Source organism: Burkholderia sp. COPS (assembly GCF_019425585.1).
Classification (GTDB): Bacteria; Pseudomonadota; Gammaproteobacteria; order Burkholderiales; family Burkholderiaceae; genus Burkholderia; species Burkholderia cepacia.
This window is the reverse complement of record NZ_WIXR01000024.1, coordinates 186727-210519: the sequence shown is the minus strand read 5'-3', so window position 1 is coordinate 210519 and position 23793 is coordinate 186727. Positions and strand designations below refer to the sequence as shown.

At 69.1% G+C, this 23793-nt stretch carries 17 protein-coding genes and 1 riboswitch; of the genes, 5 read left to right on the top strand and 12 right to left on the bottom strand.

Annotated elements, in window-relative coordinates:
- Window positions 1-210: 210 nt before the first annotated feature.
- Entirely contained in the window at window positions 211-2904 is a 2694-nt protein-coding gene (gene pepN / locus FOZ70_RS22490; protein WP_059485245.1) for an aminopeptidase N, read from the bottom strand.
- A 187-nt stretch (window positions 2905-3091) separates the two neighbouring features.
- Here pepN and FOZ70_RS22485 point away from each other — a divergent pair, with 187 nt between their 5' ends.
- On the top strand, window positions 3092-3793 hold the full coding sequence (locus FOZ70_RS22485; protein WP_048024326.1) for a DUF4136 domain-containing protein: 702 nt from the start codon (window positions 3092-3094) through the stop codon (window positions 3791-3793).
- Window positions 3794-3847: 54 nt separating this feature from the next.
- Here FOZ70_RS22485 and FOZ70_RS22480 read toward each other — a convergent pair whose 3' ends face one another.
- The 7 genes from FOZ70_RS22480 to FOZ70_RS22450 all read right to left on the bottom strand — a co-directional run bounded on the left by FOZ70_RS22480 (window position 3848) and on the right by FOZ70_RS22450 (window position 11909).
- Window positions 3848-4420 carry a TMEM165/GDT1 family protein gene (locus tag FOZ70_RS22480; RefSeq protein ID WP_021163944.1) on the bottom strand — a complete coding sequence of 191 codons (573 nt, stop codon included), beginning with the start codon at window positions 4418-4420 and terminating at the stop codon, window positions 3848-3850.
- A gap of 78 nt (window positions 4421-4498) precedes the next feature.
- Window positions 4499-4636, bottom strand: a riboswitch (yybP-ykoY riboswitch).
- Window positions 4637-4808: 172 nt separating this feature from the next.
- Window positions 4809-6125, bottom strand: a complete 1317-nt coding sequence (guaD, locus tag FOZ70_RS22475) for a guanine deaminase (RefSeq protein ID WP_059485243.1) — start codon at window positions 6123-6125, stop codon at window positions 4809-4811.
- 380 nt (window positions 6126-6505) lie between these two features.
- Window positions 6506-7531 (bottom strand): adenosine deaminase, encoded by a 1026-nt coding sequence (locus FOZ70_RS22470; RefSeq protein ID WP_021163946.1) that lies wholly within the window; start codon window positions 7529-7531, stop codon window positions 6506-6508.
- 18 nt (window positions 7532-7549) lie between these two features.
- The gene (gene xdhC / locus FOZ70_RS22465) at window positions 7550-8554 is read right to left on the bottom strand and encodes a xanthine dehydrogenase accessory protein XdhC (RefSeq protein WP_219706754.1); all 1005 of its coding nucleotides are present in this window, start codon (window positions 8552-8554) and stop codon (window positions 7550-7552) included.
- Window positions 8555-9192: 638 nt separating this feature from the next.
- A complete protein-coding gene (locus FOZ70_RS22460; RefSeq protein ID WP_021164287.1) occupies window positions 9193-9705 on the bottom strand; it encodes a disulfide bond formation protein B in 513 nt (170 codons plus the stop codon).
- A 140-nt stretch (window positions 9706-9845) separates the two neighbouring features.
- Window positions 9846-11222, bottom strand: a complete 1377-nt coding sequence (locus FOZ70_RS22455; protein WP_027788083.1) for an amidase — start codon at window positions 11220-11222, stop codon at window positions 9846-9848.
- A gap of 6 nt (window positions 11223-11228) precedes the next feature.
- The gene (locus tag FOZ70_RS22450) at window positions 11229-11909 is read right to left on the bottom strand and encodes a GntR family transcriptional regulator (protein WP_060342753.1); all 681 of its coding nucleotides are present in this window, start codon (window positions 11907-11909) and stop codon (window positions 11229-11231) included.
- A gap of 279 nt (window positions 11910-12188) precedes the next feature.
- Between FOZ70_RS22450 and FOZ70_RS22445 the strand changes: the two genes are divergently transcribed.
- Both FOZ70_RS22445 and FOZ70_RS22440 read left to right on the top strand, forming a co-directional pair.
- Window positions 12189-13379 carry a type 1 glutamine amidotransferase gene (locus tag FOZ70_RS22445; protein WP_021157482.1) on the top strand — a complete coding sequence of 397 codons (1191 nt, stop codon included), beginning with the start codon at window positions 12189-12191 and terminating at the stop codon, window positions 13377-13379.
- A 115-nt stretch (window positions 13380-13494) separates the two neighbouring features.
- A complete protein-coding gene (locus tag FOZ70_RS22440; protein ID WP_060229371.1) occupies window positions 13495-14187 on the top strand; it encodes a DUF2968 domain-containing protein in 693 nt (230 codons plus the stop codon).
- 78 nt (window positions 14188-14265) lie between these two features.
- Here FOZ70_RS22440 and FOZ70_RS22435 read toward each other — a convergent pair whose 3' ends face one another.
- A complete protein-coding gene (locus FOZ70_RS22435; protein WP_219706752.1) occupies window positions 14266-15204 on the bottom strand; it encodes a hypothetical protein in 939 nt (312 codons plus the stop codon).
- Between the two features lie 358 nt (window positions 15205-15562).
- Here FOZ70_RS22435 and FOZ70_RS22430 point away from each other — a divergent pair, with 358 nt between their 5' ends.
- Entirely contained in the window at window positions 15563-16858 is a 1296-nt protein-coding gene (locus FOZ70_RS22430) for an MFS transporter (protein WP_042973445.1), read from the top strand.
- Between the two features lie 91 nt (window positions 16859-16949).
- Here the strand turns inward: FOZ70_RS22430 and FOZ70_RS22425 are convergent, their stop codons facing one another.
- Entirely contained in the window at window positions 16950-18860 is a 1911-nt protein-coding gene (locus FOZ70_RS22425; RefSeq protein WP_059498460.1) for a tetratricopeptide repeat protein, read from the bottom strand.
- A 58-nt stretch (window positions 18861-18918) separates the two neighbouring features.
- Between FOZ70_RS22425 and FOZ70_RS22420 the strand changes: the two genes are divergently transcribed.
- Window positions 18919-20562, top strand: a complete 1644-nt coding sequence (locus FOZ70_RS22420) for an FAD-dependent monooxygenase (RefSeq protein WP_219706751.1) — start codon at window positions 18919-18921, stop codon at window positions 20560-20562.
- Window positions 20563-20570: 8 nt separating this feature from the next.
- Here FOZ70_RS22420 and FOZ70_RS22415 read toward each other — a convergent pair whose 3' ends face one another.
- Both FOZ70_RS22415 and fdhF read right to left on the bottom strand, forming a co-directional pair.
- Window positions 20571-20822, bottom strand: coding sequence for a formate dehydrogenase subunit delta (locus tag FOZ70_RS22415; RefSeq protein WP_021157475.1), 252 nt, complete (start codon window positions 20820-20822; stop codon window positions 20571-20573).
- Between the two features lie 7 nt (window positions 20823-20829).
- Entirely contained in the window at window positions 20830-23781 is a 2952-nt protein-coding gene (gene fdhF / locus FOZ70_RS22410) for a formate dehydrogenase subunit alpha (RefSeq protein WP_059498464.1), read from the bottom strand.
- Between the last annotated feature and the right edge of the window lie 12 nt (window positions 23782-23793).

Sequence of the window (23793 nt, the reverse complement as noted above, 5' to 3'; positions counted from 1 at the left end):
GGCTTTTTTCGTCCGGTTACATGGCCGGGCGGCCGAGCCGGGCCGGTTTCCGGCGGCGAAGACGCGCGGGACGCGCCGTGCAGCGGTGGCAAGCAGTGCGGTCAGACCCCGGGACGGCGTCCGGGGCCGGCAGTATTCGCGCAATAAAAAAGCCGGTGCCGCCACTGGCGGCACCGGCCGTTTCGCGCGTGAGCGATGCGGAGGATTGCGTTACGCGAGCGCCTTCTCGACGATCTCGCGCACGTCGCGCGATTTCGCGCCGGCGGCGACCTGCTCGAGCGCTTCGCGCATCCGGTCGCGCAACGCGGGCGTGAAGCGGCGCCACAGTTCGAGCGAGCGGGCGAGGCGCGCCGCGACCTGCGGGTTGATCGCGTCGAGCGCGAGCACCTGTTCGGCCCAGAATGCATAACCCGAGCCGTCCGCCGCGTGGAATTGCGCCGGGTTGGCCGCGCAGAAGCTGAAGATCAGCGAGCGTGCGCGATTCGGATTCTTCAGGTTGAACGCGGGGTGCGCGAGCAGCTTGCGAACCTTCGCGAGCGTCGGCTGCGCGGGCGTACCGCGTTGCGCGGCCTGCATCGCGAACCATTTGTCGATCACGAGCGCTTCCTTCTCGAAGCGGCGGTAGAAATCGTCGAGCGCGTGCTCGGCCGGTTCGTTCGCGCCGGCGGCCGCGGCGGACAGCAGCGCGCCGAGTGCGGCCGCGCGATCGGTCATGTTGTTCGCCGCGTCGTATTGCGCGGTCGCGAGGCGCACGGCATCGGCCGGATCCTCGAGTTCGGCGAGATACGCGAGCGCGAGATTCTTCAGCGCGCGGCGGCCGGAAGCCTCGGGCGTCGGTTCGTAGGCGCCGGGCGTCTGGTGCTGCTCGTATGCGGCGAGCCAGTCGGCGCGCAGTGCGGTGGCGAGCTGGCGGCGCACGAACTGGCGCGCGCGATGCACGGCGGCCGGATCGGCTTCCGCCATCTGGTCGGCGAGGTAGGTTTCCGACGGCAGCGTCAGCGCGAGTTCGCGGAACGCAGGCGACAGCGTCGCGTCGGTCAGCACGCGGCGGAAGGCGGCCACGAAGTTCTCGCCGAGCGTGAGCGGCTCGTTCGCGGCGGCACGCGCGGCGAGCGTCAGCAGCGCGCGCGTCGCGAGGCGCTGGCCGGCTTCCCAGCGGTTGAACGGATCGCTGTCGTGCGCGAGCAGGAACGCGAGGTCGTCGTCGCTGTAGTCGTACTCGACGATCACCGGCGACGAGAAGTTGCGCAGCAGCGACGGCAGCGGTTGTTCCGGCACGTCGACGAACGTGAAGGTCTGTTCGGTGTCGGTGAAGTCGAGCACGCGCGTCGTGCCCGCCGCGGCGGCTTCGCCGTCGAGGCGCAGCGGCAGGTCGCGGCCGTCGCGGCCGATCAGGCCGATCGCGAACGGGATCAGCAGCGGCCCTTGCTGCGTTTCGCGCGCGGCCGGCGACGCGTCGCCGTAGCCCTGCGCGAGCGTGACGGTATAACGGCGCGCGGCCGCGTCGTACGCGGTGCGCACCGACACGCGCGGCGTGCCGGCCTGGCTGTACCAGCGCTCGAACTGCGCGAGGTCACGCCCGTTCGCGTCGGCCATCGCGTGGCGGAAGTCGTCGCAGGTCACGGCGTGCCCGTCGTGGCGCTTGAAATACAGGTCCATCCCCTTGCGGAAGCCGTCGCGGCCGAACAACGTCTGGTACATCCGCACGACTTCCGAGCCTTTCTCGTAGACGGTCATCGTGTAGAAGTTGTTGATCTCGACGTAGCTCTCCGGGCGCACCGGGTGCGCCATCGGGCCGGCATCCTCGGCGAACTGCAGCTGGCGCAGCACCCGCACGTCCTCGATGCGCTTGACCGCGCGGGCAGCCGATTCGACGGCGTCGCCCGCGGCCATGTCGGCCGAGAATTCCTGGTCGCGGAACACCGTCAGCCCTTCCTTCAGGCTCAGCTGGAACCAGTCGCGGCAGGTCACGCGGTTGCCGGTCCAGTTGTGGAAGTACTCGTGGCCGACCACCGACTCGATGTTCGCGAAGTCGGTGTCGGTCGCGGTCTCGGGGTTCGCCAGCACGTACTTCGTGTTGAAGATGTTGAGCCCCTTGTTTTCCATCGCGCCCATGTTGAAGTCGCCGACCGCAACGATCATGAAGCGGTCGAGATCGAGCTCGAGGCCGAAGCGCTTCTCGTCCCAGCGGATCGAATGGATCAGCGAATCCATCGCGTGACGTGTCTTGTCGAGATCGGCCGGCTCGACCCACACCTGCAGCAGCTTTTCCTTGCCCGAGCCGGTCGTGATCTTCTCCTCGATCGCGACGAGCTTGCCGGCGACCAGTGCGAACAGGTAGCTCGGCTTGCGGAACGGGTCTTCCCACTTCGCGAAGTGGCGGCCGTCGGGCAGGTCGCCGGAATCGACGAGGTTGCCGTTCGACAGCAGCACCGGGTAGGCGGCCTTGTCGGCGCGCAGCGTCACCGTGTACGACGCCATGACGTCCGGGCGGTCGAGGAAGTAGGTGATGCGGCGAAAGCCTTCGGCTTCGCACTGCGTGAAGAAGTTGCCGCTCGACACGTAGAGACCCGACAGCGTCGTGTTCTGGTCGGGTGCGCATGCGCTTTCGAGCGTCAGCTCGAACGCATCGGGCACGTTCTCGACCGTCAGCCCGTGCTCGTGCGCGCGCACGGCGCCATGCGGCGCGCCGTCCAGCCATGCGCCGACGAATTCGAGCGCTTCGCCCATCAGCTCCAGGTGCGGCGCGGGCGCGGCGTCCGGATTGCGGCGCACGCGCATCGTATTCCTGACGATCGTGCGGGCCGGCGCGAGATCGAATTCGAGCGCGACGGAATCGATGAGGAAGGCCGGCGGCGTGTAGTCGGCGCGGCGGATCACGGTGGAGGAGGCGTTGTCGGACATGGTCGTCGAGATCGGTGGAGTGGGGGGCGGGCCCGTCACGCGGGCCGGGCGAACCGGGCCATTGTACAAAGGCTTGCGGCTGCGTGCCGGGCGAACTTTTTACCGGTTCCGGGAGTCCGCGTATTATCGGCATCCCGTTACGGTTCGCGCGGTGCGACGAACGGGTGACGGATCGACGAGGATCAACATGAAACGCGAATGGATTCAACGCGGTGCGGGCTGGGCGGCGGTGCTGTGCGTGGCGCTGCTGACCGGCTGCACCAGCTACGTGACGACCCAGGTCACGGCCTTCTCCGACTGGAGCGGCAGCGACGCGACACGCACCTATGCGTTCACCCGTACTGACGCGCAGAAGAACAGCATCGAGCAGTCGACTTACGAGCCGATCGTCGCGAACGAGCTGTCCACCTATGCGTTCCGGCAGGTGCCGCAGGCGCAGGCACGGTATCTCGTCGGGCTGACCTATGCGGTCGGCAGCGATCTCGTGACCGTGCCGCAGCCCGTCTATTACGATCCGTGGTTCGTCGGGCCGGGGCCGTACTGGCGGCGCGGGCCGTGGGGCCCGTGGGGGCCCTGGGGGCCGATGCCGGCCGGTTATGTCGCGCAGACGTATCAGGTGTTCGACTACACGCTCGGCATCCGCATCACCGAGCGCGCGACGGGCAAGGAGGTCTACAACGTGTCCGCGCGCACGACCGGCGACAACGGCACGCTGCTGTATGCGATGCCGTTCCTCGCACGCAGCGCGCTCGCCGATTTCCCGCTGTCGAACGGCGCGGTCCGCTCGGTCCGGCTGCCGGTCGACAAGCGCGGCGGCCCGGCGGCACCGGCCGCCAACGAGCGCGCGGTGCCGGCGGCGCCCGCTTCGGGCGCAGCCGCCGCCAAGTAACGCGGCATCAGCCTCGGCGCGGCCGTCCGGCCGCGCCTGCCATTTTCTTCCCCGTCAGACCCCGACGCCCAGCAGCGCCAGCGCACCGAGCACGACGAACAGCACGGCCGCGATGCCGTGCACCAGCTTGGTCGGGAGGCGGTGCGCGAAACGGTCGCCGAGCAGGATCGCGGGCACGTTCGCGAGCATCATCCCGAACGTCGTGCCGGCCACGACACCGATGTAGTCCTGGAAGCGCGCGGCCAGCGCGACGGTCGCGATCTGCGTCTTGTCGCCCATTTCCGCGAGGAAGAACGCGACGAGGGTCGCGCCGAACACGCCGAGCCGCGAACGGTTGGCATTGGCCTCGTCGGCGTCGAGCTTGTCCGGCACGAGGATCCACAACCCCATCGCGATGAACGAGAACGCGAGCGCCCAGCGCATGATCGACGGCGTGACCAATGCGCCAAGCCATTCGCCGAGCGCGCCGGCGAAACCGTGGTTCACGAGCGTCGCGACGAGCACGCCGAGAATGATCGGCACCGGCTTGCGATAGCGTGCGGCCAGGACGAGGGAAAGCAATTGGGTCTTGTCGCCGATTTCAGCGAGGGCGACGGCGCCGGTGGAGATCAGGAAGGCTTGGGACACGTATGGGGTTCCACGGGCCGGTGTTGTGCGTGCGAGCGACGATCCACGGCGCGCCGGGCCCTGATGCGGCGCACTGTGAACCATCGGTCTCGCCAGGCCTAGGTGGCTGCGCCCGCCATGGCCGCAAGGCCAAGTCTGTTGACGGACGCCTCCGTCACGATGCGCGCCGGGGGCGCGGGACATCGAGCGGAGCGGCTACTCCCCAATGAGCGGCGAATTCTAGCACGGCGTGTCGCGTGCGGGAAAGCGGTCGAGCGGCGCGGTGCCTGGCGCTCGGCAAGCGCCGGCTGTACGGCAGACGGGCAGACGGGCAGACGGGCAGACGGGCAGACGGGCAGGCAGACGCGGCGGCGAACGCCCGCGCCTGCCGGGCCCCCCCGGAACGCCGTTACGCGGCGGGGCGGCGCGCCGCCCCGCGCTCGTGGACGAGTTCGCCGGCCGCATAGGTGCGGTACACCGCGCGGTCGTCGCCGAGCAGCGCGAACGCGAACAGCAGTTCCTCGAGCGAATCCGCGCGCTTCGTGCGGCGCGCGAGCAGCGGCGTGGCCTGCGGATCGAGCACGACGAAGTCGGCCTCGGTGCTCGGCTTGAGCGTGCCGACCGTGTCGGCGAGGTCGAGCGCCTGCGCGGCGCCGGCCGTCGCGAGCCAGAACATCCGGGTCGCGGTCAGGTGGTGGCCCGACAGCCGCGCGACCTTGTGCGCTTCGTTCATCGTCTGCAGCATCGAGAACGAGGTGCCGCCGCCGACGTCGGTCGCGAGCGTGACGGGCACGTCGTATTCACCGGCCTTGTCGAAATCGAACAGCCCGCTGCCGAGGAAGAAGTTCGACGTCGGGCAGTGCGCGACGACGGTGCGCGTCTCGGCCATCCGGCGGCGGTCCTCGTCGTCGAGGTGGATGCAGTGGCCGTACACCGCGCGCGGGCGCAGCAGCCCGTAGCGGTCGTAGATGTCGAGATAGCTGCGATGGCCGGGGAACAGCTCGGCCACCCATTTCACCTCGTCGACGTTCTCCGCGACGTGGCTCTGTACGAACACGTCCGGATGGCGGCGCGCGAGTTCGCCACACGCCTCGAGCTGCGCTTCGGTCGACGTCGGCGCGAAACGCGGCGTGAGCGCGTACATCTGGCGGCCCTTGCCGTGCCAGCGGCCGATCAGCTCGGCACTGTCGTCGTAACCGGATTGCGCGGTATCGCGCAGGAATTCGGGGCAGTTGCGATCCATCAGCACCTTGCCCGCGATCATCCGCAGGTCGCGTGCGTCGCTCGCCGCGAACAGCGCGTCGGCCGACTGCTTGTGCACCGTGCAGTAGACGAGCGCGCTCGTCGTGCCGCAGGCGAGCAGTTCGTCGACGAAGAAGTCGGCCACCTCGCGCGCATGCTCGGGATCGCCGAACTGGCGCTCGGTCGGGAACGTGTACTTGTCCAGCCAAGGCAGCAGGCCCGGTGCCGGCGACGCGATCATGTCCGTCTGCGGATAGTGGATGTGCGTGTCGATGAAGCCGGGCACAATCAGCTTGTCGCGCAGGTCATGGACGATCGCGTCGCGCGCGAGCGTCGCGGCGAGCTGCGCGTACGGGCCGGCCGCGACGACTTTGCCGTCGTCGACGATCAGGAGGCCGTCGGTCTCGTAGTTCGCGGCCTGGCTCGATTGCGCCGGGTCGCCGTTGAAAGTCAGCAGCTGGGAACGGAAAGCGGTTTGCGTCATGACGAATGGTCCTGCATCAAGGTAAGGCGAACAGAAGAAAGCGATCGACGCCGGAGGGCGGCGGGACGGCGCTTCGCGAGCGGTAGCGGCACGCTGTATGCGGCACGACCGGAGGCGGTTGCGCGGGCGGACGTGGCGGCCGAAGCCGCCGGCGAGTGGTTGCCGGCGGGCCTCGCAGCCGCTGCGTTCGCGACCGGTGCGGCGGCGAACGCAGCGGCGACCGCAGCGGCAAACCGCGATGGCAAGCACGGGCGGGCGACGAATGGCGCGCGCGCTGCCCGGGCACGCACGCGACCGTTCCGGCGTGACGCCGGGCCGGTGGTTGCGAAGCGGATGCCGTTGCCGTGTTTCATCTGTCTGGCGTTCCTCGATGCGGGCCGTCAGGCGGCCTGCCAGTACGCGTCGAGGCGCGCGTACAGTGCGTCGCGCTGCGCCGGTTCGATGAACGATGCCTCGAAGCCGTTGCGGATCACCGCATGGACTTCGGCATCCGTGAGTTGCAGCCCTTCGGCCGTCGCGAAGTAGTTTTCATTGACGTAGCCGCCGAAATAAGCCGGATCGTCGGAGTTGATCGTCACCGCGACGCCGCGATCGAGCAGCGCCTTCAGCGTGTGTTTCGCCATGTCGTCGAACACGCACAGCTTGAGGTTCGACAGCGGGCAGACGGTCAGTGCCGTGCGCGTCCTGGCGAGACGCTCGACCAGGGCCGCGTCCTCGATGCTGCGCACGCCGTGGTCGATCCGGTCGACCTTCAGCACGTCGAGCGCCTCGTAGATGTATGCGGGCGGCCCTTCCTCGCCGGCATGGGCGACGAGCTTCAGCCCGAGCGCGCGTGCCTTGTCGAACACGCGCGCGAACTTCGTCGGCGGATGGCCGAGTTCGGACGAGTCGAGGCCCACGCCGATCAGGCGATGACGATAGCGCTCGAACAGCGGCAGCGCGGATTCGAACGTCGCGAGCGCGTCTTCTTCGGACAGGTGGCGCAGGAAGCACAGAATCAGCTTGCTCGACAGCCCGCGCTGCTCGTAATCGGCGAGTGCGCGCTCGATGCCCGCGACTACCGTCTCGATCGGCACGCCGCGTTCGGTGTGCGTTTGCGGATCGAAGAACAGTTCGGTGTGGACGACGTTGTCGGCGAGCGCGCGTTCGCAGTACGCGGCCGTCATGTCGTAGAAATCCTGCTCGGTCAGCAGCACGCTCGCACCGGCGTAATAGATGTCGAGGAACGACTGCAGGTCGGTGAACGCGTAGGCGGCGCGCAGCGCGTCGATCGAGTCGTATGCGAGTTTCACGCCGTTGCGCTGCGCGAGCGCGAAGATCAGTTCGGGCTCGAGCGAGCCTTCGATGTGGATGTGCAGCTCCGCTTTCGGCGCGCGGGCAATCTTGTCCTTGAATGTCGGGGTCATGGCGTCGTTCTTGGTCGGTCAGTAGGTAGGGGAAGCCTGCGCGGCCGCGTTCGCTTCGACGGCCTGCAGCAATTGCGCAGCCACCGAGATCGCGATCACTTCGGGTGCCTTGTCGATGATGCCTTCGACACCGATCGGGCAGCGCATCCGCGCGACCTGGGCCGGGTCGATGCCGATCGCCGCGAGGCGATGATCGAACTGCACGCGTTTGGCGTGCGAGCCGGTCATCCCGAAGTATGCATAGTCGCCGCGTCGCAGGATGCGCTCGGCCAGCACGAAATCGAGTGCGTGGTCGTGCGTCATCACGACGAAGTAGGACTGCGGCGGCGCCGTGTCGACGGCGTCGGCCGGGGCGGCGGCCGCCTCGATCGCGAGGTTGCCGATGCCGGCGAGCGCGTCGGCCGGCGGGAACACCGCATCGGGCTCGTCGATCCAGCGCACGTGGCACGGCAGCGTCGCCAGTACCTTCACGAGCGCGGTGCCGATGTGCCCGGCGCCGAACAGCACGACGGGGAACGCATACGGCGCGATCGTTTCGGTCATCAGCGACACGCCGCCGGTTTCCCACAGCAGGCAGTCGGCACGCGCGGCTTCCGATTCGGGCTCGCTCAACAGCGGCGCGCCCGGCGAGGGGCCGAATGATACGCTACGCACGGTCGCGGCGCCGGCCGCGACACGCTTCGCGAGCGACATGATCCAGCCGAGATCGCCGACGTCGAGCCGCTCGAACGCGAGCACCACGGCGCCGCCGCAGCACTGGCCGAGGCTCGGGCCGAGCGCGAGCCGTTCGAGCCGGCGCGCGTGTGGCACATGCGCGCCGTCCTTCAGCAGATGCCGCGCGATCTCGATCGCCTTCCATTCCAGATGACCGCCGCCGATCGTATGGCGGGCCGTGTCGCGCGTGACGAGCATCTTGGTGCCGGCTTCGCGCGGCGCGGAACCGTCGGTGTACGCGACCGTCACGAGCACGGCCGCTTCGCCGTGCGCGAGCAGTTGCTGCAGATCGCCGAGCCAGGCTTCCATCAGCACACCCCGTGCGAAACGACGCGGCACGACACGCGGCGCGGGCTGGCGAGCGTGGCGGCAACGATGACGGACGGGAGCGGGGCGGGCCGGCCGCACGGCGAATGCGGTGCGGCGGCGCGGGGACGGTGCGCGCGGACGGCACCGCCGGATGCGCGGACGCCATGAGGATGACGGATGCGGATGGTTTGCGTTGTCATGATGAATCCAGTCGACATTGCGGATCGGGCGCGCGTTACGCAGGGGTGGTGAGACCGCCTGGCCTCGCGCACGTAGATCGCCATCCAGTCCGGAAGATAGCACCGCACGGCGACGGGAACATCGCGGGGCGCTGATCCGGGCTATCAGGAGGCGATCATGTCGATCATAGGCCCGCCGCTCGGGATCGGGGCGCCGATGCGTGCGCATCGGGCCAAAACGCAGGCGCGGCGGGGCTGGGCGCGGAAGTCGCGCGATGCGTGTTCGCCCGGCTATCCGGGCGGCGGCGAAGTAGGTGTTTACGCGGGGCCGCCCAGGTACGGCCGGTCAGGGGCGACCGGCCGGGCCGGTTCGGCGGGTGCTCCGGTGCCGGGCTTGCCGGCCGGCGGCGTGCGGCCCGGGTGAGCGGGCCGCGCGCGGGCCGGTGCGAAACCGGCCGGTCAGGCCGCGAGCTTGCGGCGATGGCGCCAGAGGCTCGCGACGACGGCAACCAGGATCGCGGCGAAGCCGATCAGGGCCCAGCCGGGCAGCAGGATGCCGAGGATCGGCGGGTAGACGGTCTCGCACAGCCCGGCGACCTTGAACATGCCGGGGAACCACTGCGCGGGCGGCAGGCTGTCGACGATCGGCTGCAGCGTGTCGAAGCCGCAGCTGAAGCCCGGATTCATCTGGATCGACAGATGCCGGGCGGCCGTGCCGACGCCGCCGGCGGCGGCGATCGCGATCAGCAGCTCGAGCACCCAGATGACGCGCCAGTTGCGGATCCCGGCGGCCAGGAACGCGAAGATCCCGATCGCACAGAAGAAGTAGCGCTGGATGATGCACAGCGGGCAGGGATCTTCGTTCTTCACGTACTGCAGGTAGAGCGCACCGGCCAGCAGGGCGATGCACACCCAGCCGAGCAGCATCAGCAGGCGGCGTTCGCGGCGGATTGCGAGCGTGTAGTCGTTCATGTCGGCGGGGTTCCTCGTGGGGTCGGTCCGGAAAACAATCGCGCGATTTTAGCGCGAACGGTCTGGCACGAAACTGACAGCGCGCGTGCGGCAACCTGCCGCACCGCGCGTCCTGTCCGCCGGCGCTCGGCTGGCTGCGTTCAGCGGATCGTATTGAGCACGGCCTCGACGGCCTGGCCGATCGCGAGCAGCGCGTCGTCGCGATGCGGTGCGGCCGCGAGCATCAGGCCGACCGGCGCCGCGTCGCGCGGATGGCAGGGCAGCGACAGCGCGCACGCGTCGAGGAAGTTGAACGCGCTCGGGTTGCGCAGGATCAGCGCGTTGGTGCGCGTGAACGCGGCGTCGTCCGTTTCGAGGTCGGCGATGCGCGGCGGCACGACCGGCACCGTCGGCGCGACGAGCGCATCGAAGCGCGCCCAGACCGTGTGCGCGGCTTCGTCGAGCATCGCCGTGCGCGCGGCGAGCAGGTCGAGATAGTCGGCCGCGCTCGCGGGTTCGCCCTTCAGGATGCGCGTGAGCACGCGCGGATCGTACTGGTCGCGGTGCCGCGCGAGCAGCGGGCGATGCCATGCGTACGCCTCGATCGGCGAGAAGCCGAAGCGGTTGACGTCCGGCAGCCGGTCGAGTGCCGGGAAGCGCACTTCCGTGACGATCGCGCCGGCGGCTTCGAGGTGCTTGAGCGCGGCGTCGAGCGCGGCCGCGACGTCGGCATCGACACCGTCCGTCACGTAGTTCGTCAGCACGCCGAGCCGTACGCCCTCGAGCGGCCGGGCGGCCGGCACGTGCGGTTCGAGGCCCGCGAGCATCCGGTCGACGAGCGCGCAGCAGGCGACCGTCAGGCCGATCGGGCCGAACGAGTCGAGTGTCGTCGACAGCGGTACGCCGCCTTGTGTCGGGATCCGGCTCGCGGTCGGCTTGAATCCCGTCAGCCCGCACAGTGCGGCCGGAATGCGGATCGAGCCGCCCGTGTCGGTGCCGAGCGCGACGGCGGCCATCCCGTCGGCGACGGACGCGGCCGCGCCGGACGACGAGCCGCCGGAAATCCGTGCGTCGCCCGGTACGTCCCGGTGGTACGGCGAGCGCGGGTGGCCGAAGTGCGGATTCAGCCCGAGCCCCGAGAACGCGAACTCGCTCATGTTGGTGCGGCCGACCAGCACCGCGCCCGCCCGCTTGAGCCGAGCGACGGCGACCGCATCGGTGCGCGCGGCCGGCGCGCCGTCGAGCACGCGCGAACCCGCGCGCGTCACCTGGCCCGCGACGTCGAACAGGTCCTTGACCGACACGGGAATGCCCGCGAGCGGCGACAGCACGGTGCCCGCGGCGCGCAGCCGGTCGTGCGCGTCGGCGGCCGCACGCGCGTTGTCGGCATCGACTTCGGTGAAGACGACCGCACCCTGGCCCGACGGATCGGCGATCCGGTCGAGCGCGGTGTCGACGAGCGCGCGGCTCGTGGTCCGGCCGGCGGCGAGGTCGGCGGCGAGCTGGGCGAGCGGGGGAAAGGGCGTGAAAGTGGTCATGGCGGCTCAGGGGCGAAGATGTTGAAGAAGCGTGGAGCGGAACGAGTCGATATGGTTTTCGACGGCCGCGCGTGCGCCGGCGGCATCGTGCGCGGACAGCCGGTCGAACAGTTCGCGATGTTCGTGCTGGACGTCGGCGAGATGGTGGGGTTCGGACAGCGTGACGAACCAGAAGCGCAGCGACCGTTCGTGCAGCGCGCGCAGGATGTCGGCGAGAACCGCATTGCGCGCGGCCGCGGCGATCGCCTGGTGGAACGCGCGGTCGAGTTCCATCATGCCCTCGACGTCGTGCGTGTCGACGCACGCCTGTCCTTCGTCGAGCAGCGCGGCCAGGCGCGCCAGATCGTCGGGCGTCGCATGGCGCGCGGCGAGTTCCGCACAGTGCGCTTCGTTGATGCGCCGCACGTCGATCACCGCGACGATGTCGTCGAGCGACAGCGGCTGCACCATCAATCCCTTGCGCGGCATCACGGACAGCAGTCCTTCGAGCACGAGCCGATGCACGGCCTGGTGCACCGGCGTGCGGCCGATCCCGGTGCGGGCGACGAGGTCGGCTTCGTTGAGTGCGGCGCCGGGCTTCAGGCGCATCGTGATGATGTCGCGCTGGATCAGTGCGTACGCGCGGTCGGCGAGGCTGGCCACCGGTGCGGCGGGGCGGTCGCGGGTGACGTCGGTCAGGGCATTCATGCGGGGTGCGGCGCGGCGGCCGGCCGGGGCGCGATCATGGCGCGGGCGATCGGGAAGCGTGGACGATGCCTGGATATTATTGTGATATATCACTGGTGTCCAGTACCGGCGGCGGTGCACCGGCTTGCCGGTGCGAGGGACGGGGCGCTTGCCGGCGCAGTTTGCCGCCGACTTGCAACAATATCGACAGGATGTTGCAGGTTTGCCGCGCGATCGTGCGCTGAAGCATAATGAATCCTCGTTTATCCATACGCGTGAGCGACGTACCAGACCATCGTCATGAGCGAAAACACGCCTTCCCCGGCCGGTCTGCCCGGCACCTCCTCCGTTTCTTCCGATTCCCCCCGTACCGATCCGGCGAAAGCGCCCGATGCGCCGGCAGCCCAGGCCGCCGCCGCGCAGAACGTCGCCGCGGACGGCGCGTCGCCGGTCACGGCGGCGTCCGAGCCGGGCGCGCCCGGTGCAACGGGCGCCGCCGTCGATGGCGCTGCTGCCGCGCCGCCGAAGCATGGCGCGCCGCCGCCGGGGTTCGGCGCGCAGCCCGACTTCGACACACCGCGCCCGCCGCCGGCGAGCGCGCAGAATGCGCCGCCGGCCTACCTGAAACAGAGCGACACGCCGTGGTCGGTGTTTGGCCGGATCGTGGCCGCGCGCGCGCGCCGGTTGTTCGACCGCGCCGGCCAGCGCATCACGCAGCGCACGCTGCGCATCGGCGTGTCGGCGCGGATCTTCCATCCGGAACCGGGTGCGAAGGGGCTGCGGGGCAAGACGCTGCAGTATCTCGAGGAATCGATCGCGCACTGGGTGATGTCGCGCGACGTGCTCGTGTTCATGATTCCGACCGTCGGACACCAGGGCATGATTCACCCGAGCAACATCCGCCTGCGCGACTACGCGAAGCATCTCGACGGGCTGCTGCTGCAGGGCGGCGCCGACGTATCGCCGCAAACCTACGCCGCGTCCGACGCCCGCCCCGAATGGCCGGGCGATCGCGTGCGCGACATGTACGAACTCGAGCTGCTGCACGAGTTCGTCGAATCCGGCAAACCCGTCCTCGGCGTGTGCCGCGGCTGCCAGCTGATCAACGTCGCGTTCGGCGGCTCGCTGTACCAGGACATCGCCACCGACGTGCCGACCGCGAATGCTCACGTGAGCGAGCATTACGACCAGCATCGACACGCGATCCGCTTTCCCGATTCGTCGACGCTCGCGAGCATGTTTCCCGGGCGCAGCGAGGCGATCGTCAACTCGATTCACCATCAGGCGATCCGCGATCTCGGCCGCGATCTGAACATCGAGGCCGTGTCGGCGGGCGACGGGATCATCGAAGGCATCCGTCACAGGCGTTCGCCGTTCGTCGTCGGCGTGCAGTGGCACCCCGAGTTCCATCGCGCCGGCGGCTCGGAGCTGCTCGACTGCACGCCGCTGCTCGATGCATTCCTGCGCGCGGCGCGCGAAACCCGCCTGTAGCCAGCTACTTTTTTCGCGTCGTACGAAGGCCGGCCGCATCCCGATAAATTCGAGATGCGGCCGTTTCGTTTTGAACGATAATCGCGAGTTCCGATTCGTTCGCCGGAGTTCGACGTTGGTTTTCCGAAATTTTTCCCCTGCACGATGCGCAACGTGGATCGTTGCGCTGGCTGCCTGCATGCAAGCGGGCACGGCCTGGTCCGCCGACGCGACCGCGCCGGCCGCCGGTACGCGCCCGGCGGTCACGAGCCTGCGCGGCGACGCGGCGGCGTCCACCGCGGTGGCGACGGATGCATCCGCGCAAGGCAACGTCGCCGAGCTGACGCAGATGCTGCACGATGGCCGGATCGTCGAAATGCGCACGACGTACAACGGCAGCTACGGTGCGAGCCTGATGTTCGATCCGCGCGAGATGACGTACTACGTCGCGCTGTTCCAGGACAAGCACCTGTGGCGTGTGATCCGGTCGCAGGAGAAGAGCCGCGCGGAGATGGTGTACGCGAACTTCGTTCAGCAGACCGTACAACTCGCCGATATCGAGATCCGTCGTACCGAGCTTGAGGCGCAGAAAGCGTTTCTCGAGCGCGTGATCGCGCTGCAGGCAAACCGGGCGCAGCAGTTGCAGGCCGACCTGAGCGTTGCGCGTAGCCAGCAGGCCGAAGTCGCGCAACGGCAGCGTTCGGCGCAGGAGCAGGCACAGGCGCTGCAGGTCGAGAAGCGGGCCGCGCAGATGCAGTTGCGTGATCTGCAGGAGCAGGTGCGGCAACTCGAAAAGCAGACCGAGACGGGGCTGCCGGTACACAAGTAACGATTCGTCAGACGGACGGAGAGAGACGGGCAAAACCCGGCGAAGCTTGCTTCGCCGGGTTTTTTCATGGCGCGGCCGTCAGCGCGCGAACGCGTCCGGCGTATCGGTCAGGCGGCGGTGGGACAGTTGTGCCGTCCAGTCGAAACCGGCGGCGGGCGTGCGCGTTGCGTGGGCGGGTTGGGTAGCGCGCAGCGTGCTTGCCGTCGCGATCAGCGTGAGCGGATCGTCGAGCGTGTCGCGTGGTGCGGCGACTGCGGGCGACGCGGGGGCGAACTGATCATGTGCGCTTGGAGCGGCCGTGCTGCTCCGGACCGGTGGGCGCGAGGCCAGCCGAGACGGGGGCGCGGTCCGGGCCGGCGCCGCCGTCGTCGCGCCGCGTTTGTCGTTCGAACGGAGTGACGATGCCGTGGGCGGCACGTTGGTCGTTGCGTCGGGACGAAGCGATGCCGGACGAAGCGTGACGGGGGGCATGACCTGCGGCGCTTCGGCCGTTGTCGCGACAGGTGCGGCCATCGTGCGCTGCGGTGGCGCGCTCGTCGACGTATCCGGCTGCACCGTCGCAACCCGCACGGCGCCGGACGACGACGTAGCGTGATCCGGCAAGCTGCCGGCCGCGTGAATCGCGTATGTCGGCCCGAATCCCGCAGGCGGTTCATATGCGGCGATCAACCAGCCGATGATGCCGAGCGCGCCGATGCTCCAGCAGATCGCGTACCTCGCACGCCGGTCGTGAGAGCGGCGGATGCGCGTGCCGGTAACAGCAGCCGGCACGACCGGGGCGCCAGCCGAAACCGGCGTCGGTATCGCCACGGGCCGTGGCTGCCAGCGGCACGCGCTGTGCGGCCGGTCGACGTCGATGCAGGATGTCGTCAGCGTGGCGAGACAGTGCCTGCCGGGCCGCGCACCGGGGGCGCCGCGAAAGGTCCATTCGCGGCCGAACGACGGAACGATATCGAGCGGCGTGACGCGAGGGCGGGCGAGTGCGCCTTCGACGGGGACGAGGGGCGATGGGGTCATGAGGGCAGTACGCCGTGCGACACGGGCAACCGTGCCGGCCGCGGCGCGGAAATGTCGTCGCTAATCGTGACATTGTGGTCAGGCGGCGAGAGCAGGTCGATCAGATCAATCCGATTTTTGCTTCCGATTCGGGACGATTCGTACGAGAAGCGTGCCGCGACGGCAATGGCGACGGTCGCGGCGGCACAAGGCAAATGTCGGGTTGGCGTGGCATGATGCGCGAACCATGCCGGTGCGCGCGTCGTCGCGCGGTGCGCCGCCGGCGGGCAGCGATGCCCGTGCGCGCCGGCCCGGCGCCGCGTGCGTCGTCGGATCCATGCGGCGCGGATTCGCGCCATCCGAGCTGAGCGAGAAAAACATGTCCACAGCGTCACACGCCATCACGCAGGAATCGAAATTCCGCACCGTGTTCCGGGTCGTCAGCGGCAACTTCCTGGAAATGTACGACTTCATGGTCTACGGCTATTACGCGTCGGCCATCGCGAAAACCTACTTCCCGAGCGGCAACGCATTCGCGTCGCTGATGCTGTCGCTGTCGGTGTTCGGCGCGGGCTTCCTGATGCGGCCGGTCGGCGCGATCGTGCTCGGTGCGTACATCGACCACCACGGCCGGCGCAAGGGGCTGATCCTCACACTCGGGCTGATGGCGCTCGGCACGCTCACGGTGGCCGCGATACCCGGCTACGCGACGATCGGCGTGCTCGCGCCGGTGCTCGTGCTGCTCGGCCGGCTGCTGCAGGGCTTTTCGGCGGGCGTCGAACTCGGCGGTGTGTCGGTCTATCTGTCGGAGATCGCGACGAAGGGCCACAAGGGGTTCTATACGTCGTGGCAGTCGGGCAGCCAGCAGGTGGCCGTGGTGTTCGCCGCGCTCGTCGGCGTGCTGCTCAACCGCGCGCTGCCGGCCGAGGAGATGACCGCGTGGGGGTGGCGCATTCCGTTCCTGATCGGCTGCCTGATCGTGCCGTTCCTGTTCCTGATCCGGCGTTCGCTGAAGGAGACCGACGAGTTCCTCGCGAAGCGTCATCGTCCGACGATGGGCGAGATCATGCGTTCGATGCTCGACAACTGGGGCGTCGTGGTGGCGGGCATGGGGATGGTGATCATGACGACGGTGTCGTTCTACATGATCACCGCCTATACGCCGACGTTCGGCAAGGAAGTGCTGCACCTGTCGTCGCTCGACGCGCTCGTCGTGACCGTCTGCGTGGGGATTTCCAATCTCGTGTGGCTGCCGCTGTCCGGTGCGTTGTCCGACCGTATCGGTCGCCGCCCGGTGCTGATTGCGTTCACCGTGCTGACGCTGCTGTCGGCTTACCCGGCCGTGCTGTGGCTCGTCGGCGATCCGTCGTTCCTGCGGCTGCTCGCGGTCGAGCTGTGGCTGTCATTCCTGTATGCGTCTTATAACGGCGCAATGGTCGTCGCGCTGACCGAAGTGATGCCGGCCGACGTGCGCACGGCCGGTTTCTCGCTGGCATACAGCCTGGCGACGACGATCGGCGGCTTCACGCCCGCGATCTCGACGCTGCTGATTCATCAGACCGGCAACAAGGCCGCGCCGGGGCTGTGGCTGAGCGTTGCCGCGATTTGCGGGCTGATCGCGACACTCGTGCTGTATCGCACGCCCGAGGCTCGCAACCAGTACAAGGCGGCCTGACGGGCAAGCGCATGCCGCGCGGCGCCGGCCGCACGCGTTGCATTGAAAAAGGGAGCCCGGGTGAACGGCGCTCCCTTTTTTTCGTCCGCGCTCAGGCTTCGCGCAGCATGCCGGCGACTGCTGCCGCCACGTCGAGCCATTGCCCCGGTGCGGGCTGGCGGGCGAGCCTGGCCTGCGGATACCACGGGCAGTCGTCGCCGGTGAACCAGCGCCAGTCGGGCGCGAACGGCAGCATGACCCACAGCGGCTTGCCGAGCGCGCCGGCGAGGTGCGCGACCGCGGTATCGATCGTGACGACGCCGTCGAGCCGCCCGATCAGCGCGGCCGTGTCGGCAAAGTCGTTCAACCGGCCGTCGAGCCGATGCACGCGCGGATGCGCGTCGACGCGCGCGCGTTCGTCCTCGTCGAGTGCGGGTTGCAGCACGATCCAGTCGATATCCGGCAGCGCGAGCAGCGGTGCGAGCGCGTCGAACGGCATCGAGCGGTTTTCCTGCGCCTGCCGTCGCCCCGACCATGCAAGGCCGAACTTGCGCTTCGACTGCCCGCCGAGCGAGCCGCGAAAGCGCCGGCCGGCGCCGTCGGGGGCGTCGAGGTAGCGCGAGCCCGCGACGATGTCCTCCGCCTGAAGCCCGAGCAGGAACGGCAAGCTCATCAGCGTGCACGCGACATCGGCGGCAGGCGGTTTCGCGGTGCCCTGTGCGACGAGGGTCACGCGCCAGCGCGCTGCAGCCGGCGCCAGCAGCGTAACGAGTTCCGGCTGGACTTCGAGCACGACGCGCGCGCAGCGCGCGCGCGCGAGCGGCACGAAGCGGACGAACTGCAGCGTGTCGCCGAAGCCCTGTTCCGCGCGGATCAGCAGCGTGCGCGACGCAATCGGTTCGCCTTGCCAGCGCGGCAGCGTGCCGAGCGGCGTCGCGCCCGGCGTGTCGTGGCGCGCTTCATAGGCGGGCAGGCCGCGCGTGAAGTCGCCGAGCGTCAGCAGCGTGACCGCGCGGTGCAGCTTTGCCAGCGTGAGATCGGGGGCGACGCGCAGCGCCTGGTCGAACGCGCGCAGCGCCATCTCGTGCGCACCGAGCGCGTGATGTGCGTTGCCGAGGTTCAGCCAGGCCAGGCTGAACGACGGATCGAGACCGACCGCACGCTCGTAGAAGGGCAGTGCGTCGCGGTGGCGCGCCTGCGCGCTCAGTGCGTTCGCGAGCCCGAACAGCGCGAGCGGAAACGGCGGATGCAGCGCGAGCGCGGCTTCGAACGCGGCGGCGGCCTCGGCATGCCGGCCGACCGCGTCGAACGTGTTGCCGAGATTAAAGTGCGCGGCGACGAAGCGCGGCTGCGCGGCGATCGCGGCCTGGAAGTGCGCGATCGCGTCGTCGGCGCGGCCCATCGCGTTCAGCGCCATCGCGAGGTTGTTGTGCGCTCCCGCATGCCCCGGCCGCAACTCGAGCGCGCGGTGGAACGCGGCGAGCGCGTCGTCGTGGCGGCCCAGAGCGTTCAGCGCGTTGCCGAGATTGTTGTGGATCGATGCATCGTCGGGCGTGAGCCGCAGCGCGCGGCCGAATGCATCGATCGCATCGTCGTGGCGCTGCAGCGCCGCATACGCGTTGCCGAGGTTGTAGTGCGCGAGCGGAAATTCGGGCGCGAGCGTCAGCGCGTTGCGAAAGCGGTCGACCGCTTCGTCGAGCCGGCCGAGCGCCTTCAGCGCGTTGCCGAGATTGAGCTGCAGCGCGGCATCGTCCGGACGCAGCGCGACGGCGCGGCCGACGAGGTCGGCCGCCTCGGCGTGCTGGCCCTGCTGGTGCCGCAGCACGCCGAACAGATGCAGCGCGTCGGCGTTGGCGGGATTGGAGGCGAGCGCGTTGCGATAGCCGTGCTCGGCCTCGGCGAGGCGGCCCGCGCGGTGTGCGGCATACGCCCGGTCGAATGCGGTATCCATGACGCGAAAACTGACGGAAAGGGCGTATTTTCCCACACCGCGCGGCGGTGCCGCGCGTCGGCCGATCGGCATATGGCCCCGTCACGTGGAGCGGCGTAGACTTGCAGGATCGCGTGTCATCGAGGTTCTCATGGCTGACACACTGCCCGATATCCGGCCCGTGCTGATCGTCGGCGCGGGGCCGACCGGCCTTGCCGCGGCGATGAGCCTCGCGCGGGCCCGCGTGCCGGTGCGCATCATCGATCGGCTAAGCGCGCCCGCGCCGCATTCGCGCGCGATCGGCATCCAGGCGCGCACGCTCGAACTGCTGGAGCAGCATCGCGCGGTCGAACCGTTTCTCGCGCTCGGCCATCGTGCGCATGCGGCCGCGCTCCATGCCGACGGCCGCGTGATCGCGCGGCTCGATTTCGATCCGCTGCACACGCGCTATCCGTACCTGCTGTTTCTCGACCAGACGGTCACCGAGCGCCTGCTCGCCGAGCATCTGGCCCGGCTCGGCGTGACGGTCGAGCGCGGCGCGACGCTGACCGCATGCGATGCGGGCGGCGCGTCGCTCGACGTGTCGATCCGCCGCGCCGACGGTCGCGACGAATCGTTCGCGCCGTCGTACCTGATCGCCGCCGACGGCGCGCACAGCACGGTCAGGCATCTGCTCGGCCTGGGCTTCACCGGGCAGGCGTTCGAGCAGACGTTCCTGCTCGCCGATTTCGCGGCGATACCCGACTGGCCGGACGAAGAGATCCACCTGTTCGCGACGCCCGAAGGCATGGCCGGCCTGTTTCCGATGGGCGGCGGCCGTTACCGGCTCGTGGCCGACCGGCCGCCCGGCAGCGACGCGTCGTCCGATGCGCCGGTCCCGTCGCTCGCGGAATGCGACGCGATCGTGCGTGCCCGTGCCGGTGTGTCGATCTCGCCGAGCGATCTCGTGTGGTCGTCCTATTTTCATCTGCACAGCCGGATGGTCGACCGGCTGCGTCACGGCCGCGTGTTCTTCGCGGGCGACGCCGCGCACGTCCACAGTCCGGCCGGCGCGCAGGGCATGAACACCGGCATCCAGGAAGCGTTCAATCTTGGCTGGAAGCTCACGCGCGTGCTCGGCGCGGGCACACCCGAGCGGCTTCTCGACACGTATCACGCGGAACGTCATCCGATCGAGCGCGACGTGTTGCGGCAGACCGGTTTCGTCACGCAGGTCGTCGAAGCCGAGCGCGGCGCGATGAAGCTGCTGCGCGATCATGTCGTGCCGCTGCTGGCGTCGTTCGGGCCGATGCGCGACGCCGTGCGGCGTACGGTCAGCGAGCTCGGCGTGCAGTACCGGAAGAGCCCGCTCACGCTGGAGCGCGTGCTAGACGGCGGGCCGCGCGCAGGTGAGCGGGCACCCGATGCGTTCGTGCGCGTGGTCGACGGGCCGCTCGGTCAGGCGCCCGGCACGGCGCGGCTATACGACCTGCACGATCCCGCGAGTTTCACGTTGCTGCTGCTGGAAGAGCCGCCGGATGCCGACGCCGGCGCGTTGCCGCCGATACCGGCCGATGCGCAGGTGCTCGCGCAGGGGCTCGAACGGATCATGCCGGACGCGGTGCGCGTCTGGCGCGTCACCGATGCCGAAGGCGGGGATGCCGGGCTTGCGCAGGAATACGGCCGCTCGCGGCCGTCGTTTTACCTGCTCCGGCCCGACGGTTACGTGGCCGCGCGCGGGCGCACGGCGACCGACGCGAATGCGTTGCTGCGCCACTGCGAAAGCTGGTTCGCGGGCATGTCGCGGCCCGCGTAGCGGGGCGGTCAGGCCTTTGCCGCGGCAGGCACGAGGGACGCGCGGTGTACGGCGATCGCGTCGCGCACGATCGGCGCCGCGCGTTGCGCGGCCTCGCTTGACGGATCGTCGAGCGCCGCGAGCAGCGCGCGGCGCATCCGCGGCTCCCAGAAGCGCCGGATATGGTCGGCGATGCCGGCCAGCGCTTCGTCGCGATCCGGCATCGATTCGAAGAATGCGCCGATCTGGTTGGCCATGTCGATCAGGTGTCCGTTGTCCATCGCTTCCTCACTTGCCCGTGGTCACGCCGGCGGTCGCGGCCGCACGGCGCTCGAGCAGATCGAGCTGCTCCGCGTTGAAGCGCGCGTAGGCCTGCTGCCAGTCGGACGGCTGCGCGACGGGCAAGACCTGGACGGCCGTCACCTTGTACTCGGGGCAGTTCGTCGCCCAGTCCGAGCTGTCCGTCGTGATCACGTTCGCACCCGATTCGGGGAAGTGGAACGTCGTATAGACGACACCCGGCTGCATGCGTTCGGTCACGAGCGCGCGCAGCACCGTCTGCCCCGCACGCGACTCGATGCCGACCCAGTCGCCGCTGCGGATTCCGCGATCCTGCGCGTCGTGCGGATGGATCTCGAGGCGGTCCTCCTCGTGCCAGCGGACGTTCTCGGTGCGGCGCGTCTGCGCGCCGACGTTGTATTGCGACAGGATGCGACCTGTCGTCAGGATCAGCGGATAACGCTGCGTGACCTTCTCCGGCGACGCGATGAACTGCGTGATCACGAACTTGCCCTTGCCGCGCACGAATGCGTCGATGTGCATCGTCGGCGTGCCTTCCGGTGCGTGCTCGTTGCACGGCCACTGGATGCTGCCGAGCGCGTCGAGCTTCGCGTACGACACGCCCGAGAACGTCGGCGTGAGTCGCGCGATCTCGTCCATGATTTCCGACGGATGCGCATAGTCCATCTCGTAGCCGAGCGCGCGCGACAGCATCAGCGTGACTTCCCAGTCCGCGTAGCCTGCGAGCGGCGGCATCACCTTGCGCACGCGCGAGATGCGGCGTTCCGCGTTCGTGAACGTGCCGTCCTTCTCGAGGAACGACGAGCCGGGCAGCAGCACGTGTGCGTACTTCGCGGTCTCGTTCAGGAAGATGTCCTGCACGACGATGCATTCCATGGCCGACAGTGCGGCCGCGACGTGCTGCGTATTCGGGTCCGACTGGACGATGTCCTCGCCCTGGCAGTAGAGCCCCTTGAAGCTGCCGTCGAGCGCCGCGTCGAACATGTTCGGGATGCGCAGCCCCGGTTCGGGTTGCAGCGTGGCCGACCACGCCTGTTCGAACTGCGTGCGCACGATCGTGTCGCTGATGTGCCGGTAGCCGGGCAGCTCGTGCGGGAACGAGCCCATGTCGCACGAGCCCTGCACGTTGTTCTGGCCGCGCAGCGGATTGACGCCGACGCCTTCGCGGCCGACGTTGCCGGTCGCCATCGCGAGGTTCGCGATGCCCATCACCGTCGTCGAGCCCTGCGCGTGCTCGGTCACGCCCAGCCCGTAGTAGATCGCGGCATTGCCGCCCGTCGCATAGAGGCGCGCGGCTTCACGGACCTGTTCCGCCGGCACGCCCGTCACGTCGGCGGTCGCCTCGGGCGAATTGTCGGCACGCGATACGAATTCGCGCCACTGCTCGAATGCGCGTGTCTCGCAGCGCTCGGCGACGAACGCGTCGGCGACGAGCCCCTCGGTGACGATCACGTGCGCGAGTGCGTTGACGATCGCGACGTTGGTGCCGGGGCGCAGCTGCAGATGGTGGGTGGCCTTCACGTGCGGGCCGTCGACGACGTCGATGCGGCGCGGGTCGATCACGATCAGCTTCGCACCCTCGCGTACGCGCCGCTTCAGCCGCGAGCCGAACACCGGGTGCCCGTCGGTCGGGTTCGCGCCCATCACGACGATCACGTCGGCCTGGCCGACCGACGCGAACGTCTGCGTGCCGGCCGATTCGCCGAGCGTCGTCTTGAGGCCGTAGCCCGTCGGCGAGTGGCACACGCGTGCGCAGGTGTCGACGTTATTGTTGCCGAATGCGGCGCGCACCAGTTTCTGCACGAGGTAGGTTTCCTCGTTCGTGCAGCGCGACGACGTGATGCCGCCGATCGAGTCGCGGCCGTACTTCTGCTGCAGCTTGCGGAATTGCGTTGCCGCGTAGGTGAGCGCTTCGTCCCAGCTGACTTCGCGCCACGGGTCGGTGATCTTCTCGCGGATCATCGGCTTCGTGATGCGGTCCTTGTGCGTCGCGTAGCCCCACGCGAAGCGTCCCTTCACGCACGCATGGCCTTCGTTCGCGAGGCCGTTCTTGTGCGGCGTCATGCGCACGACCTGCGTGCCCTTCATCTCGGCCTTGAACGAGCAGCCGACGCCGCAGTACGCGCAGGTCGTGACGACGGAGTGTTCCGCCTGCCCGAGTTGCACGACCGATTTTTCCTGCAGCGTGGCGGTCGGGCAGGCGGCGACGCATGCGCCGCACGATACGCATTCCGACGCCATGAACGATTCGCTTTCGCCCGCGGCGACGCGCGATTCGAAGCCGCGTGCGGCGATCGTCAGCGCGAACGTGCCTTGCGTTTCCTCGCAGGCGCGCACGCAGCGGTTGCAGACGATGCACTTCGACGGGTCGTACGTGAAGTACGGGTTCGACTCGTCCTTGCGGTCTTTCAGGTGATTCGCGCCGTCGAAGCCGTAGCGCACCTCGCGCAGCCCGACGACGCCCGCCATGTCCTGCAACTCGCAGTCGCCGTTGGCGGGGCAGGTGAGGCAGTCGAGCGGATGGTCGGAGATGTACAGCTCCATCACGTTGCGACGCAGCGACTGCAGCCGGTCCGACTGCGTGCGCACCTTCATGCCCGCTTCGGCAGGCGTCGTGCACGAGGCGGGATAACCGCGCCGGCCTTCGATCTCGACGAGGCACAGCCGGCACGAGCCGAACGGTTCGAGCGAATCGGTCGCGCAGAGCTTCGGGACGTTGACGCCGGCTTCGATCGCCGCGCGCATCACCGACGTGCCGGCCGGCACGGTGACCGGCTGGCCGTCGATTTCGAGCGTGACGTCGGTATCGGCATGCCGTTGCGGCGTGCCGTAGTCGGTATCGTCGAACGGGTCGCGGGCACGCGCTTGCGCGGCGCTCTTGCACGCGCATTGGCCCGAGCCGCAGCCGCCTTGGCGGACGTTGTTCGTGTCGAGGGACATGCAGGGCTCCTT

Coding starts and splice junctions, on each gene's coding strand:
- pepN (WP_059485245.1), bottom strand. CDS start 2,904: ATGTCCGACAACGCCTCCTCCACCGTGATCCGCCGCGCCGACTACACG.
- FOZ70_RS22485 (WP_048024326.1), top strand. CDS start 3,092: ATGAAACGCGAATGGATTCAACGCGGTGCGGGCTGGGCGGCGGTGCTG.
- guaD (WP_059485243.1), bottom strand. CDS start 6,125: ATGACGCAAACCGCTTTCCGTTCCCAGCTGCTGACTTTCAACGGCGAC.
- FOZ70_RS22470 (WP_021163946.1), bottom strand. CDS start 7,531: ATGACCCCGACATTCAAGGACAAGATTGCCCGCGCGCCGAAAGCGGAG.
- xdhC (WP_219706754.1), bottom strand. CDS start 8,554: ATGGAAGCCTGGCTCGGCGATCTGCAGCAACTGCTCGCGCACGGCGAA.
- FOZ70_RS22460 (WP_021164287.1), bottom strand. CDS start 9,705: ATGAACGACTACACGCTCGCAATCCGCCGCGAACGCCGCCTGCTGATG.
- FOZ70_RS22455 (WP_027788083.1), bottom strand. CDS start 11,222: ATGACCACTTTCACGCCCTTTCCCCCGCTCGCCCAGCTCGCCGCCGAC.
- FOZ70_RS22450 (WP_060342753.1), bottom strand. CDS start 11,909: ATGAATGCCCTGACCGACGTCACCCGCGACCGCCCCGCCGCACCGGTG.
- FOZ70_RS22445 (WP_021157482.1), top strand. CDS start 12,189: ATGAGCGAAAACACGCCTTCCCCGGCCGGTCTGCCCGGCACCTCCTCC.
- FOZ70_RS22435 (WP_219706752.1), bottom strand. CDS start 15,204: ATGACCCCATCGCCCCTCGTCCCCGTCGAAGGCGCACTCGCCCGCCCT.
- FOZ70_RS22430 (WP_042973445.1), top strand. CDS start 15,563: ATGTCCACAGCGTCACACGCCATCACGCAGGAATCGAAATTCCGCACC.
- FOZ70_RS22425 (WP_059498460.1), bottom strand. CDS start 18,860: ATGCCGATCGGCCGACGCGCGGCACCGCCGCGCGGTGTGGGAAAATAC.
- FOZ70_RS22420 (WP_219706751.1), top strand. CDS start 18,919: ATGGCTGACACACTGCCCGATATCCGGCCCGTGCTGATCGTCGGCGCG.
- FOZ70_RS22415 (WP_021157475.1), bottom strand. CDS start 20,822: ATGGACAACGGACACCTGATCGACATGGCCAACCAGATCGGCGCATTC.
- fdhF (WP_059498464.1), bottom strand. CDS start 23,781: ATGTCCCTCGACACGAACAACGTCCGCCAAGGCGGCTGCGGCTCGGGC.